We start from the raw sequence: 12824 nt of genomic DNA, 5'->3' as shown, positions 1-12824 counted from the left end.
CTCTACAGGGGAACATGCGCAGATCAGTCCCGGGCGGGCAGAGTTTCCTGTTCGACGTACCGTGACCGTGCCGTTCGTTTCGGCCGAACCGCGTCCTTGGCCACGGGAGCGCCGTCATAGGTCTTCATGTACCTGTAGAGGGTGGCTTTGGACCAGCCGACCGTCTTGGCGGCGTGCGCGGCCGTCTTGCCCTCGGCCATCAGACGGCGAGCCGTATTTACGCGCTCCCTGGCGACAGACTCCTCCATCGGCGCCGGCCCGAACCGGACACCCCGTTTCTGGGCGCTGATAACCCCGGCCCGCACTCTCTCGTTGATGAGCTCGCGCTCGTACTCCGCCAGCGTTGCCATGATCGCCAACTGCATCCTGCCCTGAACGCTGGTCGGATCCAGATTGTCCATGATCGAGTGGAGCCGGACGCCGCGCGACGTGAAGTCGTTGACTGTGTTGAGAACGTCGATCACCGACCGTCCGATACGGTCCAGCCTCCAGAAATAGATGTCGTCGTCGTCGCGTGCGTAATCCATCAGGGCCTTCATGCCTGGCCGCTCCTTGGCCTCCCTGGCCCCGGACAGTTCATCGGTGAAGATCCGCTTCGGATCCACGCCGACGGAGATGAGTGCCTCGATCTGCATGCTGGCATCCTGGTCTGAGGTGGAGATGCGGGCGTATCCGAGTTTCATCTTGGCTCCTGGTGTCGCAGTCCGGGTTTCCTTGAGGACATCTAAGACAACAACTTGTACCGGCTTGGTGAGACATTATTAGCCCCACAACGGCGGAAAATCAGGCACTGGAGCAAAAGTGCCATGACCTATAGTTCGTGAGACCATACGGGTCGGTTTCGCGCGGCCTTCGCGACTGGGGGTCGGTTCATTGCGGCGGCAGCTTGAGCAGTTCCCGGAAGAATCCTTTCAGCATGTCCTCAGCTTTTCCGCGGTCCACAAACTCTTGGCCGCCGAAGCGGTACACCTCGTAGCCGTCCAGTCGGAGCCGGCGGTCTTCGGCCACCATCGACGCATACAGGTCTGGCCGGGGACGTCCGTCGCTCGAGTAATGCTGCTTGCCGTCGAGCTCGATGACGATGCGGCGACGGTTTGGCAGAAGCAGAAGGAAGTCCATCCGCTGGCGGACAAGCGGGCTGCCTTCCCTCTTGGTGTACGGGTCGAAGTGCAGATACACCTGTGGAATCAGGGCAGGCAAGTCGAAGCCGAACGTTCCGTAGAGGCCACAATATGTGTCGAAGAGAAACTTTTCTGCCTCGTTGTCAGATAGGGACAGCTTGAGGCGGCGATAGAGGTCCAGGGCGACATCGCGCTCGGTGTCGTCCGGGACCTTGTCGGTTTTTGCCCACCATGCCAGAAGAGCCCGCCAGGTCAGCCCCTCTAGAGGAAGGGGACGATCATAGAAAAGGCAGCGGTCAACGTCCCCGAGGATTTCGATGTCGTTGTTCACTGCGTCGCGTAAGACAATCCTCGGCTTCGGTCCGTCCGCAGCGAAGATGAGGTTCTTCAGCTGCCCCGCCACGCCTCCGGCTCCCGCCAGGGTAAGAAGATGCTCCAGCTCGTCAGACGGGTAGTCGACACACACTTTATGCCCAAGGGCAGTCAACTCCTCCAGCGTCAACCCTTTCAGCTTCCCTTCCACGTATCGGTATTTACCCGCCCACGGGTCTTCGCCTTCCCCGGCCGGTTCGAGCCCGTAGCGGACGCATTCAGCGGCTACCTCATACGCCTTCGCACCCGAAATCGCTTCGGCTATGGCGCTTCGCACGGTCTTCACGGTTGCTTGCTTCGGAAGCTCACGGGCCGGTGTCGCCTGGAATAGCCCAGCAAAAATGTCAAGAGAAGGACCGGCGGCAGGGCTTGAATGCGAAGTCACATCCCAAGTCTCCCAGTGCATGTGCTGATTCCTTGTCCGCCACGGCCTTAGGTTTCGGCTCCAGCCGGACCGCTCCCCACGTGGATCATGCGGGAGCATACTGGGCACATGACTGACTCCGACGAATTCCTAGCTTGGGTGAGGTCCTCGTTGTATGAGGCGGAACTGGCGCTTCACAACGGCGATGCCGGCCCGCGGCGAGCAATCTGGTCCCGCAACGAACCCGTCTGTGTCCTGGGCGCGTGGCGCAACGCCTTCGGGCAGCAGGAACTTGAGGCGCTGTTCGTCGGCCTTGTGGCCCAGTTCTCTAACTGCAGCTCATACCGTTTCGAACTGCTCGCATCTGATGTGAAAGGCGACATGGCCTACACAGCGGGCTTGGAACATGTCTCCGCCTCCGTGGACGGAGAACGGCGGGCCTTCATCCTTCGGGCCACGCAGGTCTCCCGTCGCGAGGAGGGCGTCTGGAAGGTCGCGCACCGCCCCGCCGATACCGCGTCAGGGTAAGAGCCTGCGACGTGCGGGTAGTCGCCCATCAAAACGTGTGAACTAAAGGTTGCCGGCCCTGTCCACGGGGAACCTCGCCCCGGCTGCCTACCTGGCAATAGGTCACAGAGGCCTGGGCGATTAGCATTCGTGGAGTGACAACTGCTGCGCGCTCAGACGTACTCTCAGACCAAGATCTGCGGTTGATGCGACAACTCGTCATCGGAGTGATCCCCAGGGCTGAGGAATTGACGGGTTTGGCGGTAGGTCGGGAGCCAGGGGAAGGCTCTGCAGCACAGCGGTTTCTCAGTGACAACCTGAATTTGGCCACTTCCCGGGGCAGCACCCACGTCCGGCATGCCCACTTGGCCACGGCCTTCTACAACGCCACGGCACTCGACCATATGCGGGCGTTCGTGACCCTGCTTAGAGCAGGGCGACACATCATGCCCCTGGCGACGGTTACAAGAGCGGCAGTTGAAGCCTTTGCTAAAGCCAACTACCTGTTGAGCGCCACCTCAATCGAAGAGCTGCTGCACCGGCATATCAGTCTCGCCAACATGGAACTTTTCGTATCCACCAAGCACAGCGAGTTCGCCTTCTTCGACGGAACCGGGGTAGACGGCAAGGAATACCTTGAGGGGATAAGGGGCCTACTTGCCCAGTTGGGGCTTGGAAAGATCGATCGGATTGGGCTGACCACGCTGGCCTCCGACCTTCTGAGCGAAAGTTCTCCGGGTGCCCTTGGGCGCCACTTCTATTCACAGCTGTCATCGGTGGCACACGGGGAGACCGCTGGTGTCTCCATGTTCATCCAGGAGGCGCCTGAAAGCCGCCTTCATTTTGTTCCCCGCCGTGATGTCCTGCTCCCCTACGCAGGAATCCTCTTTGCGACTTGCCGAGTCGTGCTGGAAAAGTTGATCGAGCATTTCGGCATGGCGCCCGAGCACCGCGAAGGCTGGCGTGGAGTCATCGAGCGGGCCGAGCCATGGATTGTGGAACTGAGCGACTCAGATCCACTGTTGTAATGCCCCTAATGCGTACGTCTGCCACCCCGCATGCCGACACAGTTGTCGAGTGCTGCCCTGCGGAGGCCGCAGGTAAGAACCTCCCGCGGTCATACCGGGCACGTCGATCGACACTCAGGCATTAGGTCGCGGCACTACCGGCTCTCACTCCCCCGCCTGGATTCGCTTCACCCTCCTGCCCAATTGGAGGTCGATCACCTGGGTACGCGATACTTACTGGCTAGTTGATAGATCACGATTTTGGGGGCCCTGTGGGACTTGAAGAAGAAGCCGTTGTTGTTCCGCTCGTCCCACTGGAAGCGGAGCCCAGCACCGAGACTATGCTCCGGATGCTGCTCAATCGAGAGGCGCTCGTCATCAGTCGGGCCCCAAGGCCTGCAGAAAGCACCACAACCGGGATGGTCGCACCGGCCTCCGGAGCGTTCGCCAAGGCAATCAGCCAAGCGATCGGACAAGCTGGCCGTGCCGCACAGACCGAAGGCCTATACCGGGTGATCCTGCCGAGCGGATCGGTGGCACGAGATCTCGTCCCTGCAGTTGGTGGCGGTTTTCGTGGAATCGCCCGGGCGGCAGGATCAACAAAGATCGCCGGACACGTACGCCTCGTACCCGCGGCTGCAGGGACCGGTGCCACCGTGGCAGCCGGGCCTCTCATCGCTACCGTCGGCCTTGCCGTAGCGGGAGAGATGCTGGCGCAGCATCAGATGAATATAAAGCTCGACGCGATCAAGAACGCCGTGATCGGAATCCAGTTCCGCATGGACGAAGACGAGCGTTCGGTCTTGGCAACTGCAGAGCAACAAGCCCACAACGTGGCAGGTTACCTGCTGGATCAGGCCGAGATACCCCATATTTCCTCCGTCAGCCATGCATTCGGCGAAATGGACACCTTGACCAACAAATACATTCGCCGGCTCGATCGTTGGCTGGAGGTAGCCGAGAAACATCGCGACTCTGCCCGCGTGTACGGACCTGATCTCATGAAGGAACTCGTCGACAAACGGGACAACCCGGTGCGGGAATTCGAGCAGATGGTGCCCCAGACGTACCAGGCACTGGCGCTCCGGGCACGAGTGGTCGTACTTGAGAAAATCGCGGCAGAGTTCTCGAATGCGGATCGGCCGCTTCCTCATGTCGAGAAGGTCCTTCGCGACCAGCTGTCAGGACTTGCCAAGCGACAGGAGCAGCTTGTGGGTCTCCTTGATGACCTCAATGTCTTGCAGATTGATTCGAGCAAGGTGCCGGTTGCATTCGCAGGCAAAGGCGCACTCGAAGCCCGCACGAGCTTCGGGCGTCTCGCCCGGGCACTTCACTCGACTCCTGACAGCCTGCCCCTTTTGACAGAGTCCGATCAGACTGTTCTCGAGCTCGCTCCTACGGCAGAAGGGTTGGACGTCATCGCGCCTGCCGAGAAGTAGATGCATGTGGAAAGCTCTGAACATGACAAAGGGATCGACATCGAACCAACTGACCGGTGAGGCATGGGAGACCCTCCTCGGGGCGCACCAAGACTTCCAGTCCGAGACTTCGCCAGCCTATGACGAGGTGTTCATTGAAGTCTCTGAACGTGTTCGCGATTCAGGCAGCGTCGGCAAGGCCGACATTGGCGCTCTGCTGTTTTGGAAGAGGTTACGCGCTGATACCCGCTGGGTCAGGGACCTGATGGTCATGAAGGACGACGAGGTGCGCCTTGTCACCAGCAAGGCTGCGGCAGCCGCCAACGACGCTTCACTGGACGTCCCAGCTGCCGCCAGCCGGGGCCGCGCCGCACTCTCCGCGTTGCCAGGTTTCGCGCGAGGAGACGCTCTGGCATCGGCGCTTCTGACGGCAGCCGCGCCGGATCGCATGGCGGTATACGACCGCCGCGCGCAAAAAGGACTGGAGGCGCTCGGGCTCTCGCTGTCCCCAGCGCGCGGCAGGTATGGACGCTATATGCAAATCGTCGAAGACCTGACCGCAAACGCGAAGCATCACGGGTATGACTGGTCCGCCCGCGAAGTCGACCTTGCACTGTATTGGTTGGGCGGCCGGGCCTAGCCTGTCTCATTAGCGGAGGCCCGACCCGATGATGCAGCCGTGTTTGAACCTGGCATCGGAAACCTGTGGGCTCAGCCGACATCGCCGCCACTGCGATTCTATGTGCGGCGCCCACCACGAGAGAATTGTTTGCAGTTGACGGTGGGGGAACCGCGTAACATCCGTCTGCCATGGCGAACACATTTGCAGCCCACGTCGTCCGTGCCGTTTGATCACTGCATGGCGAACGAATGGGTCTACGACCTGAAGGGCAAGGAAGTTGTCTTTACAGGCAAATTCGACGGTTACGTCAAAGAGGATCTCGCGAAGATCGCCAGGAGCCTTGGCGCCGGGAATGTGACGGGTTGGGTCAACAAGTCCACCACCGACGTCTTAGTCCGAGGCTGGAGCCCCCAGTGGAAGTACGGGGACTTCGGTGAGAGGGAAAAACAGGTTTCGGACATGCAGGCAGCCGGCCACCACATTCAGCTCATCGATCAGGAGGGCTTCTTCGGCCTCCGATCCGGTTTCCCGGCTCCGGCCCTCACGCCCCACACACTGGCTGTCCCAGCCCGGGAGGACGCCGCGGAAGGCGGGGTACTGGGCGCGCCGTACCGGGCGGGCAGCTTCGCCGCTCCCGTGCAGGGAGATGGTGAGTACTACCGTGATCCCGACAGCATGGAGCGCGGACTCAAAGCCCACGCCAGGACGCAGGACAAGCTGGCGGACCTGCTGGGCATGCACGGGCTTACACCGCTGTCCCCGTTCCACAAGAAGTGCAACTTCGACCTTGCATGGGAATTCGAGGACGGAGCGGTCGGGATCGCTGAGGTGAAAAGCAACACCGAGGAGAACGAGGCCTTTCAAATCAGACACGGATTAGGTCAGGTGTTGGATTACGGCCACCGGGTGAAGGCACGGGGATTTCATCCGAAACTCTTCCTTGTGCTCGAACAGAAGCCCCAGGAGGCAACCCACTGGCGGCCGCTTTGTGCGTCGCACGATGTCACGCTGACCTGGGCGCCCTTCTTTGCCGGCATATCGTGACGCAAGGCTGCCAAGCAGAGCTTGGTTGGCACATGAGCCCGCACGGCGTTGTTATACGCGCGGACCAGGGGGAATATTGCTGCTGACTGCCTTGCTCGACAGTGAACGCGTCGACGCCACGACGTACAACGCTGACTCCTGGTCCGAGCTGCAGAAGTCAGAGGAACGGAAGCGCATGGTCATGCCCGTGTGCGTGCGGTAGCTAAGGCTCGGGGTGAAACCACCAGGGTTCTTCGCGCACCTTCGCAAAGCCGGCTGCAAGGTCGACCACGGGCCTGACATCCGCGAGGCAGGCATCAAACCACGGCGCACCAAACCCAGCGGCCGGCTCTACAGCGCCTTCGTCTGCCCTTCCTGCGACAGCACGATGGGGCAGTTCTTCGTCTCGAAAATCCGCACCGAGAAATGGTCCATCCTTAGCAGCCCCGGCGGAAAGTCAACGGCGCCGGCCCCGGTACTGACGCCGACCCCGACACCAGTTCGAACCAAGGCCCCTGTTCCGGCTCCGACCCCACCCATCGGTGCCGTTATCACTTCGGGTCCTGTCCTGCCCTTGCGGTGCGGCCTCCACGCGACGCCGAGGGACTGGTGCGACTGGTGCCAGAAAAGGCCGGAACCGCCGCTGGGGAGGCGGTTCCCCGCCTGAAGAGAAGCTGTGGCCGAGCAGTTGGAGGTGCGGTTCCGTACCTCGTCCGGGTGGTCGTCCGCAGGGGTCACCGCGTCGAAGCGGTCCGGGTCCTCCAGATAGGTCTCCAGCTGATTGCTCGCGCGTCTACCGAACTGTGGTGGAGACCGGGGTGAGGAAGAACAGGCAGCCCTGGTTGGCGTTGTACTCGCCGACCTCGGCGGTGAACCGGAAGTTGTCGCCTTCGGCGACATAGGACGGGACGCTCGTTCCGGCGAACTTGAGGTCGAACATGTTCACATCTTCGTACTTGAACGCAGGGCCCGCTGTGGTCTTCGGTCCTGCATTGCCGGGCCCGATGAGGATGTCGTATCGGGTCTTGTAGTTCTCATGATGTTGCATGTTGACGATCGAGCCGTCGAACTCAATTTTCCTGCCCTGGTACTTGTCCGCGAACTGCGCCATCGAGGGGGCACAGTAGTCGGTGGCCAGCAAGAGCGCCGCGAAGTCTTTGTTGTTCTTGACGTTGATCACCTGCTCGGTGTCTTCAGACGAGGCTGGGGCCGGTTTCTCGCTGACGGCCGCCGCCTCGTCCGAAGCAGTGGCACTGTTCTCCCTACTGGTCACCTGATCAGTTTTAGACGCGGTTGGAGTAGGCGACGGGGTCGGCTTCTCGTTCACGGCCACCGCCTCGGTCGGCTTGGTGGCGCTGTTCTCCGCATTAGCGGAGCCCTTGTCCAGTGCTGTGGCGGTTCCGATGCCGACAGCAGCGAGTAGGAGGAGAATCGCCAGACCTGCCGCGACAACTCGTTGCCTCGCGGGTTCGAGTCCCCGGAACGCGACCCACGCTTTCGATAGGAATGTCTCGGGCTTCACGCGCCGGAACTTCAGTGTGGTCCGTAGCGTGCCTTGGGTCTGGTCGTAAAGTTCCCAGCCGCCTTCCTGCTGTGCTTTAGCAATAGAGCGGTCCTCCAAACCCCGCACAGCCTGAACAGATTTGTATTCGTACTCGATGTCGTCCGACATGCGGCTCCCCAACCCTTATCTAAAGTGCCTACGTCTAATGGACTCGCACCAATGGTTCCCACCGCAGTTCGCGGTTCGCTCGATCAGCATAAAGCGTGAACCCGTCCTCTATGATTCGGGACTCGCCTTACCGCTCAATGGAGCGTCCCCACCTGACGACACTCGCTCTCCAAACCAGGCTCACACCGGTTGTAGGCTGGGCTTGGTCTCTATGGAGTGGAAACGCTCGAAGTACGGGTGCGGCACAGAGGGGGAGAAAATGGGCAAAAATCCAGGTCCTTCCGAGTGGGATCAGATTATTAACGGCCCTGGACAAGGCGCCGATCTGCCGCCGATGCCCCAGCGACCGCCGCAAAAGCCTAAGCGCCGGCTCGGCCTTAAAATGTGGCTCATCATTGCCGGCGGTGTGGTTATGCTCGGCATCATCGGCAACCTGCTCCCGGACCACCCCAACTCGTCGGGAACGGCTTTCCCGACAACTGCGCCGGCGCCCGTGTCCGCGGCTCCGAAGACACCACCTGTGGCGAAGGACCGGCCAACCCTCACACCCACGCGGCGCATCGTGACCTCAACGGCCACCAAGACGCCCACACCTACGCCTACTCCAACGATGAACGCCCGGGATGCGTCCAAGGACTGGTGGTTCGACCGGGGTGGAAACCAGATAAATTCAACAATCAGCGTTCTGGATCGATTTGCGGCAGCAGCCCAGGCTGGCAATTTGGCAGACGCGCAGTTGAACTGCTCGCAGCTACAGGACTACGCATCCATGTGGTCACCGCAGGGCCTGCTGCATATTCCTGACCCGGATCCCGCCGTTGGAGATGACCTGGTGCAGGCCTTCGAGGACGGCAGAACCGGCACTCAAATCGCCGCTGACAAGTGCGCCAAGTTTTTTGAAAAGAACGACCAGGGAGCCCTGTCCCAGTCCATCCAGTACGCCGCAGCCGGCTCCTCCGAACTGGACAAAGTTCAAACCGGTCTGCTTCGCCTCCAGGGGCTCACCCCGCCTGAGGACCCCAATACGGCTGAAGTCCCCCAGGCGCCGTCCGATATGACTGAAGTCCCCCAGACAGAGTGCCTCGGGGCCAGGTTCCGGTACGAGAAGCTTCGCAGGCTCAGCTGCGATGAGGCGATTGCAGCCTGGGACCGAGTGCAAAAGACCGGAAGCGTAGATTACCAATACATCGAAACCAGTGACTGGCTTTGCTTTTACCCAGTCCCTGAGGAAAGTCCGGCCGACGTTTTGTGCTTCAGCAAGGGTAAGGGTGCCGAGGATGCCTCGTTCGAGGCGTGGAAAAGGTAGCCCGGGCGCGCTGCAAGTCAGGCATCGGGAGTATGTCATGCGCCCGTATGCTGGTTCGCATGGTGCGGAGAATGAAGGACCCCCGGTTCAAAGCGGAGCAACTGTCCGGCAAGTACCAGCCGCACGTCGAACCGGTGAACAGGCTGGTGGACGAGCTGCGCGAAGCCGAACCACCGGCCGGACGCGGGTGGGCCCCGTATGTAGCCCCACTCCATGGCGGAACCCAGGCGCGGATCCTCAGCATCCTGCGTGACCCGGGTCCGAAAACCCACAAGGACACCGGTTCCGGCATGCTTTGCGTCGAAAACGATGATGACTCCGCCGCCCTGCAGTGCGACCTGCTCACCTCCGCGGACCTCACCCCAAGGGACCTGACACCCTGGAACGCCTACCCCTGGTTCCGCTATGACCAGAGCTCGGGGTTGAGCAGTCCACAGATCACTGAGGGCCTGTCCCCGCTGCGCCGAATCGTGGACCTCATGCCCGCCCTTGAAGTCGTCCTGCTCCAGGGCGGCGAGGCCCGAACCCTCTGGAAGCGCTTCGCCAGGAAGGAGCCCCGGCTGGCTGGCAGGTATACGGTCGTGGAAACCTACCATCCGGGCCGCACGGCGTTGCGCCATCCCGATCCGGAAGTACGCAAAGCACGGGAGGAGCGCCGGTACGGGGCGTTCCAGGAAGCCAGACAAGCCTTAAAGTAGGCCGCAGGCTAGTTCAGGTTCATGCCAAACTGCCGGGTGAGAAGTGCCCGCTTGAAGTGGGCCTCGGCTGCATCGACCTGCGCGGCCGGCGCGCTCGGCGAGAAGACCTGCAGGATGCTGAACTGGAAGTGCTGCCTGTGCCGGGCGTCGGCGGCGGCCAGCTCCCGGAGGGCGACGTTGCCGCCGTGGCCGTTCCTGGCATACTCGCTCCAGCGGCCAAAGAAGCGCTCGGCGCCGTCGGCCTTCCCCACGTACAACCTGCCGTTGCTGGTGTCGGCGATGAGGTAGATGCCCTGCACGGAGCTGAGGGCCGTCCGCCACTGCCCGTAGCGGTCGTCGGTGATGACGGCCTGGAGCTCGTCGAAGCTGACAAGGAGCGAATCAAATCCCGGGAACGGCACGCTGGACGGGTCGGAGATCTCCACAACCGTCATGGTGGTTGCCTGGTCGCCGGTCTTGGCCCAGTTCACCGTGTCCTTCGTCCACTCAATCACCAGCCGGTCCGCCAAGGCAGCGAACACCGGCGAGGGCCGCAGATCGAAGAAGCGGCGGATGTCGGTGCGCTCCGCCAGGACTTCGCCATGGTTCTCGTGCGCGGTAATGAACCGTGCGCGGCGGCCGGTCGTGGCGAGGAAGTTCAACCAGACCCTCGGAGGAGTCGTCGGCAGCTTGCTGTTGCGGATGCCCTGTTCTCGCACGTACGGCAGCAGGTTGGATCCCATCGCATCCGCCCGCGTTTTCAACCCATCTGGCTTGAGCGTGTGCCGGATGACCTGCACGTCCTCTGGCGCCAGCCCAGTAGCCTGGAAGAGATCTCCGAGGCTCAGTTCGCCCGAGTTGCCGTTATTCATGCCTTACCTTCACTAGTCATTTGCCGCCTGGATCCCGGATCGCATCTTCACAGATCCTGAGATGCCGGGGAGCTATCGCTCAGCGGATTCTAGTCCGTCCAGCACGAATCTCAGCGCAGGAAGCCGGGGATGAAGACGTCCGCTTCATCCCCGGTGCCCGGCCGCTGAACGACGGCGTAAGGCACGGCGTCGAACTTCGGGCAGATCTCCCCGTCTTCTGCCCATTTACGAAGCCTGTTCCCGGATCCTGACAATCCAACCGACAAGCTCACCTTGATGTGCGCGCGGCTTCTTCAGGCCGAGCACGCTGTGCTGCATGGCTTCCCCAACTTCTGGCAACCGCGCTCCACGTTCCGCCGGATCCCTCGATGGGCGGTAACGCACCGAGATCTGATCGATTCGAGCCACGCGACCGGAGAGCAGAGTCCACGCGGAAGGGCCGGAGAGGTTCCGCACTGCGGCGGCGTAGGTGTCGAGCTGCAACGGCACCGCCCGACGGCCTGCGAACAAGCCGTCCAGCCAGTCCTGATCCATCGGCACCAGCGCCCCGTCGATCCGTTGATCGAGTGCGAAGTCCAAGCCTTCCTCGGTTTCGCACAAGTGCAGGGATCTACTATTGGCCCTCGAACGCCGCTGAAAAATCCGTTTCCGGGTTCGGGCCAGGAATAGTGATCCGGACTTGTTGACCGTCCTGACCCTTCGGGACAGCAGCCCCTACATAAATGCTTCGCGTCTCACTTGGACCAATCGTGCCCAAGTTACTAGGCCCCAGGAGGCCATCTGGGTCGGGAACGAGCTGCCCCACGATTCCAGTTTCGCCGAACTTGATTACGGGCTTGGACATATGTGAAGCATTCAGTGGGTCTGGGCTCCCGTTGTACACCGTGATTTGAAAAACCGCACCTTCGCCCGTTGTCTCAGGATTGGGCGTGAGCTCCCTAAATCCTGCCCTGGTAACTGACACGGAAACCCCGCTTTTGTAGCGCACGGAACCGCCGAACTGTGCTGGCTTGAGGTCGGGAAAGCAGGCGAGGACACCGTGAAGCCTGCCCAGATCAAAAGCACCAATCCGCTCAAAGGGGTCGCCATGATCGGCGCTTCGTGTCCACGAGGTTTCGTCTGCCAATGTGCTTAGTGCGCTGGCGAGTTCCTTCTGATCTCCGGTTTCAAGAATGAGGTCTCCGTCTGCGGCTGCGCCGAAGAGCACGGCTCCAGCCAAGCAATCGGCCTGCAATTCCTCAGCGACTGCAGTAACGGATCTGCCAAGTCGGGCTTGTACCGCGTGCCCCCATTCATGTGCAATCACGAGATAGGGCCACGAGTCCCCCTTTGCGTAGCCGTCGCTCATCAGGCTTACATCCCATGCAATGGAATTGTCAGGGGGGCAGTAGGAGGCGTTCTCAGCTGGCAGTTGTTCCGCTTCGCAGTAAGGGGCATCCGGTGACGTCCCGTCGTATGTGCCGATAACGTGGGGCGGCGTGTAACGGCCGGGAAAGTATTCGCTCCAGTGCCTGGCCCAGAATTTGTCTGTGACCCTTTGGGCCGTTTGGATGTCCGCCAAGAGTCCAGGTGCAGCGACGGGAGCCGCCGATACCGGAGGCGGCGCGGGGGCGGTGACGGTGACAGTCGCAACCGGCAACGTCGTCGATCGTGTGATGGTTGGACTGGGCGTGGAAGCGAAGGCTGTCGCCGTCGGTGCGGTGGCTCTTGGGTCAGTTCCCTTCCAGGCTGGTTGCGCGATGACGATTGCGGCAAGTCCGACGGCCGCTACTGAGACCGTCAGAAGGATGACGGTCCAAAGGGTCCGCACCCTATTCTTCGGCGTCGGGTTCATGTGTGAACAGTAGCGGATACGGCGGAAAC

Annotated in this window: 14 protein-coding genes; 8 read left to right on the top strand and 6 right to left on the bottom strand. The window is 61.5% G+C overall.

The window, feature by feature from the left end; translation table 11 throughout:
- Positions 1-23 precede the first annotated feature (23 nt).
- The gene (locus AC1D14_RS16535; protein ID WP_476968813.1) at positions 24-683 is read right to left on the bottom strand and encodes a recombinase family protein; all 660 of its coding nucleotides are present in this window, start codon (positions 681-683) and stop codon (positions 24-26) included.
- A 187-nt stretch (positions 684-870) separates the two neighbouring features.
- Positions 871-1779 (bottom strand): hypothetical protein, encoded by a 909-nt coding sequence (locus AC1D14_RS16530; protein ID WP_476968812.1) that lies wholly within the window; start codon positions 1777-1779, stop codon positions 871-873.
- A 207-nt stretch (positions 1780-1986) separates the two neighbouring features.
- Between AC1D14_RS16530 and AC1D14_RS16525 the strand changes: the two genes are divergently transcribed.
- From AC1D14_RS16525 to AC1D14_RS16500, 6 genes are all read left to right on the top strand, one after another.
- A complete protein-coding gene (locus AC1D14_RS16525) occupies positions 1987-2385 on the top strand; it encodes a nuclear transport factor 2 family protein (protein WP_476968811.1) in 399 nt (132 codons plus the stop codon).
- A gap of 182 nt (positions 2386-2567) precedes the next feature.
- Positions 2568-3392, top strand: coding sequence for a hypothetical protein (locus AC1D14_RS16520; protein WP_476968810.1), 825 nt, complete (start codon positions 2568-2570; stop codon positions 3390-3392).
- A 251-nt stretch (positions 3393-3643) separates the two neighbouring features.
- Positions 3644-4810, top strand: coding sequence for a hypothetical protein (locus AC1D14_RS16515; protein ID WP_476968809.1), 1167 nt, complete (start codon positions 3644-3646; stop codon positions 4808-4810).
- A gap of 22 nt (positions 4811-4832) precedes the next feature.
- Positions 4833-5429: a hypothetical protein gene (locus AC1D14_RS16510; RefSeq protein WP_476968808.1), complete on the top strand. Its 597-nt coding sequence runs from the start codon at positions 4833-4835 to the stop codon at positions 5427-5429.
- Between the two features lie 219 nt (positions 5430-5648).
- Positions 5649-6455, top strand: a complete 807-nt coding sequence (locus tag AC1D14_RS16505; RefSeq protein WP_476968807.1) for a BRCT domain-containing protein — start codon at positions 5649-5651, stop codon at positions 6453-6455.
- Positions 6456-6531: 76 nt separating this feature from the next.
- Positions 6532-6657, top strand: coding sequence for a hypothetical protein (locus AC1D14_RS16500; RefSeq protein ID WP_476968806.1), 126 nt, complete (start codon positions 6532-6534; stop codon positions 6655-6657).
- A gap of 570 nt (positions 6658-7227) precedes the next feature.
- On the opposite strand, the gene AC1D14_RS16495 is transcribed toward AC1D14_RS16500, so the two are convergent.
- Positions 7228-8106, bottom strand: a complete 879-nt coding sequence (locus AC1D14_RS16495) for a DUF4839 domain-containing protein (protein WP_476968805.1) — start codon at positions 8104-8106, stop codon at positions 7228-7230.
- A 259-nt stretch (positions 8107-8365) separates the two neighbouring features.
- Between AC1D14_RS16495 and AC1D14_RS16490 the strand changes: the two genes are divergently transcribed.
- Together AC1D14_RS16490 and AC1D14_RS16485 are read left to right on the top strand one after the other, a co-directional pair.
- Positions 8366-9412 carry a hypothetical protein gene (locus AC1D14_RS16490; protein ID WP_476968804.1) on the top strand — a complete coding sequence of 349 codons (1047 nt, stop codon included), beginning with the start codon at positions 8366-8368 and terminating at the stop codon, positions 9410-9412.
- Positions 9413-9483: 71 nt separating this feature from the next.
- Positions 9484-10110, top strand: coding sequence for a uracil-DNA glycosylase (locus AC1D14_RS16485; RefSeq protein WP_476968803.1), 627 nt, complete (start codon positions 9484-9486; stop codon positions 10108-10110).
- Between the two features lie 8 nt (positions 10111-10118).
- Here AC1D14_RS16485 and AC1D14_RS16480 read toward each other — a convergent pair whose 3' ends face one another.
- The 3 genes from AC1D14_RS16480 to AC1D14_RS16470 form a co-directional block, all read right to left on the bottom strand.
- Positions 10119-10961: a GIY-YIG nuclease family protein gene (locus AC1D14_RS16480; RefSeq protein WP_476968802.1), complete on the bottom strand. Its 843-nt coding sequence runs from the start codon at positions 10959-10961 to the stop codon at positions 10119-10121.
- A gap of 225 nt (positions 10962-11186) precedes the next feature.
- Positions 11187-11540: a hypothetical protein gene (locus AC1D14_RS16475; RefSeq protein WP_476968801.1), complete on the bottom strand. Its 354-nt coding sequence runs from the start codon at positions 11538-11540 to the stop codon at positions 11187-11189.
- Between the two features lie 34 nt (positions 11541-11574).
- The gene (locus AC1D14_RS16470; RefSeq protein WP_476968800.1) at positions 11575-12795 is read right to left on the bottom strand and encodes a neutral zinc metallopeptidase; all 1221 of its coding nucleotides are present in this window, start codon (positions 12793-12795) and stop codon (positions 11575-11577) included.
- Positions 12796-12824 lie beyond the last annotated feature (29 nt).

The sequence above is a fragment of the Arthrobacter sp. P1_B11 genome, assembly GCF_056406715.1.
Note: the sequence above shows the minus strand (reverse complement) of the source record. Positions and strands in the feature narration are given on the sequence as shown.

Excerpts from the sequence above, each read along its gene's own strand:
- AC1D14_RS16535 (WP_476968813.1), bottom strand. The coding sequence starts at position 683 with ATGAAACTCGGATACGCCCGCATCTCCACCTCAGACCAGGATGCCAGC.
- AC1D14_RS16525 (WP_476968811.1), top strand. The coding sequence starts at position 1,987 with ATGACTGACTCCGACGAATTCCTAGCTTGGGTGAGGTCCTCGTTGTAT.
- AC1D14_RS16510 (WP_476968808.1), top strand. The coding sequence starts at position 4,833 with ATGACAAAGGGATCGACATCGAACCAACTGACCGGTGAGGCATGGGAG.
- AC1D14_RS16505 (WP_476968807.1), top strand. The coding sequence starts at position 5,649 with ATGGCGAACGAATGGGTCTACGACCTGAAGGGCAAGGAAGTTGTCTTT.
- AC1D14_RS16495 (WP_476968805.1), bottom strand. The coding sequence starts at position 8,106 with ATGTCGGACGACATCGAGTACGAATACAAATCTGTTCAGGCTGTGCGG.
- AC1D14_RS16490 (WP_476968804.1), top strand. The coding sequence starts at position 8,366 with ATGGGCAAAAATCCAGGTCCTTCCGAGTGGGATCAGATTATTAACGGC.
- AC1D14_RS16485 (WP_476968803.1), top strand. The coding sequence starts at position 9,484 with ATGAAGGACCCCCGGTTCAAAGCGGAGCAACTGTCCGGCAAGTACCAG.
- AC1D14_RS16480 (WP_476968802.1), bottom strand. The coding sequence starts at position 10,961 with ATGAATAACGGCAACTCGGGCGAACTGAGCCTCGGAGATCTCTTCCAG.
- AC1D14_RS16470 (WP_476968800.1), bottom strand. The coding sequence starts at position 12,795 with ATGAACCCGACGCCGAAGAATAGGGTGCGGACCCTTTGGACCGTCATC.